This is a genomic window from Actinosynnema sp. NPDC023658, from assembly GCF_040639995.1.
In the GTDB taxonomy this organism is placed as follows: Bacteria; Actinomycetota; Actinomycetes; order Mycobacteriales; family Pseudonocardiaceae; genus Actinosynnema.
The window spans coordinates 1-5716 of sequence record NZ_JBFAAX010000370.1; the positions used below are offsets into that span (position 1 = coordinate 1).

At 72.5% G+C, this 5716-nt stretch carries 5 protein-coding genes; 1 reads left to right on the forward strand and 4 read right to left on the reverse strand.

Annotation, left to right across the window (positions count from 1 at the left end; genetic code table 11):
* Positions 1–509 (forward strand): SIS domain-containing protein (locus AB0G02_RS26600; RefSeq protein WP_360798660.1); only part of this gene is annotated, 509 nt, incomplete at its 5' end.
* Between the two features lie 98 nt (positions 510–607).
* On the opposite strand, the gene AB0G02_RS26605 is transcribed toward AB0G02_RS26600, so the two are convergent.
* The 4 genes from AB0G02_RS26605 to AB0G02_RS26620 all read right to left on the reverse strand — a co-directional run bounded on the left by AB0G02_RS26605 (position 608) and on the right by AB0G02_RS26620 (position 5564).
* Positions 608–3169, reverse strand: coding sequence for a glycosyl hydrolase family 18 protein (locus tag AB0G02_RS26605; protein ID WP_360798663.1), 2562 nt, complete (start codon positions 3167–3169; stop codon positions 608–610).
* Positions 3170–3307: 138 nt separating this feature from the next.
* The gene (locus AB0G02_RS26610) at positions 3308–4150 is read right to left on the reverse strand and encodes a biotin-dependent carboxyltransferase family protein (protein ID WP_360798666.1); all 843 of its coding nucleotides are present in this window, start codon (positions 4148–4150) and stop codon (positions 3308–3310) included.
* Between the two features lie 107 nt (positions 4151–4257).
* Positions 4258–4857 (reverse strand): allophanate hydrolase subunit 1, encoded by a 600-nt coding sequence (locus AB0G02_RS26615; RefSeq protein ID WP_360798669.1) that lies wholly within the window; start codon positions 4855–4857, stop codon positions 4258–4260.
* 71 nt (positions 4858–4928) lie between these two features.
* Positions 4929–5564: an FABP family protein gene (locus AB0G02_RS26620; RefSeq protein ID WP_360798672.1), complete on the reverse strand. Its 636-nt coding sequence runs from the start codon at positions 5562–5564 to the stop codon at positions 4929–4931.
* Positions 5565–5716: the final 152 nt, after the last annotated feature.

Here is a 5716-nt window from a genome sequence, read left to right on the forward strand (position 1 = left end):
GGCTCACCGACGGCGGTCGGCTGCTGGCGGCGGGCAACGGCGGGTCGGCCGCCGAGGCGCAGCACCTGACCGCCGAGCTGGTCGGCCGGTTCCGCGACGACCGGCAGCCGTTCTCCGCGATCGCGCTGTGCGCGGAGTCCTCCAGCGTCACCGCGATCGGCAACGACTACGGCTACGACCAGGTGTTCGCCCGCCAGGTCACCGCGCACGCCCGGCCGCACGACGTCGTCGTGCTGCTGACCACCAGCGGCCGCAGCCCGAACCTGATCGAGGCGGCGAAGGCGGGCCGCCAGGCGGGTGCCCACGTGTGGGCGATGACGGGCCCGACCCCGAACCCGCTGGCCGAGGTGGTGGACGAGGTGCTGGCGCTGCCGGGAGAACCCGCGAACGTGCAGGAAGCGCAGCTGGTCGCCGTGCACGCGCTGTGCGCGGCGTTCGAGGTGGCACTTGATGGCGCCGCCTCCGGCGTCGCGGGCGAGGTCGCCTGGAAGTCGGCCGTTCGCGCCTGATGTCCCGACGATCGAAGAGCGTGATCGCCGGGAAATGAGTCGCGACCGACCGACGCGACCTCGCGGGAGCGCCGGCGTCCGGGGCCGGGCCCGCGGGGCTACTTCAGGCCGGCGTCCACGGCGGTGATCAGGGTGCCGTTGGCGGTGTCGCCGGACATCTCCCAGATCATCGCGCCGAGCAGGCCGCGCTGCTTCAGCCAGGCGGTCTTCTTCTGGATCGCCCACGTGTCGTCGAACGTCCACCACTGGCCGCCGTTGCCGGTGAAGCAGGACGTCGCCACCGCGGCCTCGTCGTGGAAGACGGTGCAGCCCGGCACGCTCGCCAGCAGGTTCGAGTAGCCGCGGGTGCCCGCCTCCTCCGCGAACTGGCCCGGCGCGGCACCCGTCGCGGACTGCCACTCGCCGTTGCGCCCGCCCGCCTGCACGCCCTGCCAGCCGCGACCGTAGAACGCGAGCCCGATGGTGATCTTGCGCGGGTTCACGCCGACCGACGTGTAGGCGTCCACCGCGTTCTCGACGCTGAAGTGGAACGCGTACGGGTCGTCCACGTCGGCGTACAGGTTGCCCTGGTGGCCGGCGCGGTTCGGCTCCCACGAGTTGTCGCTGCCCGCGCCGTGGAAGTCGTAGCCCTGCACGTTGAAGATGTCCAGGGACTTCGCCACCTGCGGCAGGTCCCACCCGGCCTCGATCTTCGCCGGGTCGGCCGGGGTGAACGCGGTCAGGTCGTAGCGCTTGCCCGTCTGCGCGCCCAGCTCGTCGAGCTGCCGGCGGAACTCGTCGATCAGCAGGGTGTTGTTCTGCTTGTCGTTCGGCCCGACGTGGTTGCCGGCGTGGCCCTCCGCGCCCGGCCACTCCCAGTCGAGGTCGATGCCGTCGAAGATGCCCGCCGCCGTGCCGGGGCCGCCCGCCGCGTTGTAGACGGGCAGGTTGCCCTTGAGGTAGACGTCCAGGCAGGACTTGACGAACTTCTTGCGCGCCGCGTCGGTGGCCGCGACGTCGGAGAAGTACTTCGAGTACGTCCACCCGCCCAGCGAGATCAGCACCTTCAGCTGCGGGTGCTTGGCCTTGAGCTTGCGCAGCTGGTTGTAGTTGCCCCGCAGCGGCTCCCAGCCGGTGTCACCGACGCCGTCCACGGACTGCGCCGCGCTGAACGGCCTGCTGTAGTCGGCTTCCGCGTCACCCGCGCCGTCACCCTGGTTGGGGTCCTGCGGGTTGGCCGAGGTGCCCTTGGTGACGCCGTGCAGGCAGGTCAGGTTCACCGGGTCGATGTTGCCGAACGCGTAGTTCAGGTGCGTCAGCTTCGCCGCCGTGCCGCTGGTGTCCAGGTTCTTCACGAAGTACTGGCGGCCGTAGATGCCCCACTGGACGAAGTAGCCGACGCGCGCGTACCCGCCGACGATGTCCGAAGTGGACGCGGTGACCGGGTTGCTCGCGCCCGACACGTTGTCGTACAGGTCCCGGGCCCGCACGGTGAACGTGTACGCGGTGGACGGCGACAGGCCGTCGACCCGCGCCGTCGTGCCGGTGACCGTCGCCTTCACGGCGGTGCCCTGGTAGACGTCGTAGTTGGCCACGCCCCGGTTGTCGGTGGAGGCGTCCCAGCTCAGCGTGATGCTGCCGGCGTCCTTCGCGGTGCTGCGCAGGTTCGCGGGTGTGGTCGGCGGCTGGGTGTCGTCGGCCGGGTTGTTGGTGGTGACCGCCAGGGCGTTCGACGCACTCGACAGCGAGCCCTTGGTGTCCTTGGCCTTCACCGTGAAGCTGTGGGTGCTGTTCGGGTCCAGGCCGGTCACGGTCGCGCTGGTCGACGTGGCGGTGGTGGCCAGGGTCGCGCCGTCGTACACCTCGTAGCCCGCGATCGGCAGCGAGCCGGGCGTCGAGGCGGTCCACGCCAGCGAGACGGTCCTGGTGGTCTTCACCGGCGAGTGCAGGTTCGCCGGCGGGGTCGGCGGCGTGTCCGGGGTGCCGTCGCAGTTGGCGTTGTTCACCCGGCAGGTGACGGGTTCGGCGGCCGAGCTCAGCGTGAACGTCGGGCTGTAGGGCTCGGTGGAACGCCGTGCGGCCACGCTGCGGTTGTAGTGCACCGGGGTGAGGGTGACGGCGTTGCCGGTCTGGGTGATCGTGGCGTGCTGCGCGTTGCCCGCCGTGACGCCGGTGGGCAGGGTGAAGGTGATCGACCAGTCCGCGAGCGCCGCGTCGGTGTTGTTGTTGACGACGAACTTGCCGGTCGTGCCGGTCAGGGTGAAGTCCGCCGTGACCGGTGCGGGCGGTGGCGCCGGCGGGCCGCTGCCGTCGCAGTTCGCGCCGTTGACCGTGCAGGTCGTCGGGTCGACGGCCTGGCTGAGCGTGAACGTCGGGCTGTACGGGTCGGTGGTGCGGCCCGCCTGGATGGTGCCGATGTAGTACGCGGGCGTCAGGGTCACCCGCGTGCCGGTCTGGGTGGTGGTGGCGTTCTGCGCGCCGCTGACGGTGACGCCGGCCGGGAGGTCGAACTTGATCGACCAGCCGGAGACGGCGGCGGTCGTCGGGTTGGTGACCACGAACTTGCCCGTGGTGCCGGTCCTGCTGAACGCGGCCGTCAGGCCGGTGGCGGCGGTGGCCGGTGCGGATAGCGCTGTGGTGGCCAGGAGGAAGGCCACGAGTGCGATGACTGGTCGGCGCATCAGGGTGTGCCTCTCGAGTGACAGGGAACAGTCGAGAACCACGGCGGCCTGGTGGTGCCAATTCCGAACGCTTCCGAACGTAGGTCGTGCGGCCCGCGTTGACAATGGGTCTAGACCAATTGCGGCCGTTCGGCCGCGTCAGGGCACCGGCGTGAAACGCAGGGCGGTGCCGGGAGGCGCCTGGCCGAGCAGCGGGAGGACGTCGGCGGCGACCACGCCGATCACCGGGTAGCCGCCGGTCGTGGGGTGGTCCGCGAGGAAGACGACGGGCCGCCCGTCGGCCGGGACCTGCACCGAACCGGTGACCAGGCCCTCGCTGGGCAGCTCCTGCCCGACCCGGTCGGAGGTGCGGTCGAGGGCGGTGCCGGTGAGGCGCAGGCCGACGCGGTTGCTGCGGTCGGACACCGTCCAACGCCCCTGGCGCAGTCGGCGTGCCGGGTCGTCGAACCAGTCGTCGCGCGGGCCGAGGAGGACGGGCACGACCAGCTCGTCCGGCACCCGGACGGGCACCAGCACGTCCACGCCCACGGGCACGCCGGTCGGGCCGCCGAGCGGCAGTTCGTCGTCCGGCCGGAGCGGGGCGGGGCCGAGGCCGGAGAGCAGGTCGGTGGACCGGCTGCCCAGGTCGGCCGGGACGGTGATGCCGCCGGACACCGCGACGTAGGACCGGAGGCCGCCGGTGGGCGTGCCGAGGGTGAGCGTGTCGCCGGGGGCCAGGTGCAGCGGCGAGTCGCGCACGACGCCGTCGACCAGCGTCGGCGTCGACGGGCCGGTGACGGCGACCGTGCAGGAGGCGTTGGCGCGCAGGGACAGGCCGCCGAGGAGGACTTCGAGGCCGGCGGCGTCCTCGGGGTTGCCGACCAGGCGGTTGGCGAGCCTGAGCGAGGGGGTGTCGAGGGCGCCGGAGGGCGGGACGCCGAGGTGCGCGTTGCCGGGCCGTCCCAGGTCCTGGACCAGCGTCTGGGGGCCGGTGCTCAGCACGGTGAGCGTGCGTGGGCGTTCAACTCGGGTGTCCTGGGCGTAGGACTCTCGCGACCTGGACGTAGGACTCTCGCGTTCCGGGGGGAGGACACGCGGGTCGGGGTTGGTCACCGGACGGCCTCGAAGCGGACGCGGTCACCGGGCGTGAGCAGGGCCGGGTCGGCGCGGCGGGGGTCGAACAGCGGCGCGTCGGTGCGGCCGATCAGCCGCCAGCCGCCGGGCGTGGCGCGGGGGTAGGCGGCGGTGTACTCGCCGGCGACGCCGACCGAGCCCGCCGGGACCCTGGTGCGCGGCGAGTCGAGGCGGGCCTGGCGCAGCGGCTCGGGCAGCCCGGTCAGGTAGGCGAAGCCGGGCGCGAACCCGCAGAACGCCACCTGGTAGGCCGCGCCGGTGTGCAGGTCGACCACCTCGGCGGTGGTCAGGCCGGCGGTCTCCGCGACCAGGTCCAGGTCGGGGCCGTCGTAGCGGACCGGGAGGACGACCTCGTCCCCGACCGCCGCGGGGTGGTGCGCCAGGTCCGCGCGGGCCAGGACGTCGCGTACCGCGGGCAACCCGCCCGGCCCGGTGACGACGAGGACCGTGCGGGCGGCCGGGACCAGCTCGACCACGTCGGGCAGGTCCGCGACCGCGGCGCGCACGGCCTCCACCTCGTCGAGCGAGCCCACCTCGACGAGCACCGCGTCCGTGCCGCACCGCCGCAGCTGCATGCGTACAGGCTAGTGGAGGATTGTTGAACAATCCATCGGTGCGGCCGCAGCCGCACCGCCACGGGACCGGCTCAGCCCACCACGCGCCGCAGGTGTGCCGAGGTGTGGGGCTGGAGCGGTTGGCCCACCATGGCCCGCTCCTCGACGTACGCCAGGTCGCCGTTGTTGACGATGCCGTACAGGCGCTGCGCCGCGGTGACGTCCTTGGCGGTCGCCGTGCGGACCACGGCGTCGGTGCTGATCTCCCACGACGTCTGGTTGCGGGGCTTGCCGTAGTACAGCTCCACGATCCCGGTGTTGTGCGTGAGCAGCACCTCGATCGTGTCGTCGGGCTGCGGGCGCCAGAAGCCGGTCTCGCGGGCCGCCTGGCGGATCACGCCGCCGTTCTCGTCCAGCAGCCACGCGCGGGCCTCGTAGTAGAGGAACGGCCGGCCGTCGTGCGCGAACGTGACCTGCTGCCCGAACCGGAACGGGCCGTCGATCGTCGGGTACACGACCTCGCCCTCGCCGCGCCACACGCCGACCAGCGGCAGCAGCGCCAGGCAGGCGTCGTGCAGGGAGGGACCGGAGCGCAGGTTCGCGGTGTCCGCCGGGATCGGCAGGTCGTCGAACTGCGGCAGGTTGCGCGCCCCGGTCACCGAAGCGCGCGAAGCGGCGGCCTGCACGGCCGCGTCACCACTGCCCGGAACGGGCCCGTTGTCGCTCACCGCTGGTCGGAGAACAGGCGGTACACCACGTACCCGGCGAACCACACGACCAGCAGGGACACGAGGACCAGCAGTCCTGTGAAGAAGTGTTCCACCCGGCCAGTTTAGGCACCCCGCCCCGGAAGCCGCCGACCCCGGTGGCGAACGCCACC

Excerpts from the sequence above, each read along its gene's own strand:
- AB0G02_RS26605 (WP_360798663.1), bottom strand. The coding sequence starts at position 3,169 with ATGCGCCGACCAGTCATCGCACTCGTGGCCTTCCTCCTGGCCACCACA.
- AB0G02_RS26615 (WP_360798669.1), bottom strand. The coding sequence starts at position 4,857 with ATGCAGCTGCGGCGGTGCGGCACGGACGCGGTGCTCGTCGAGGTGGGC.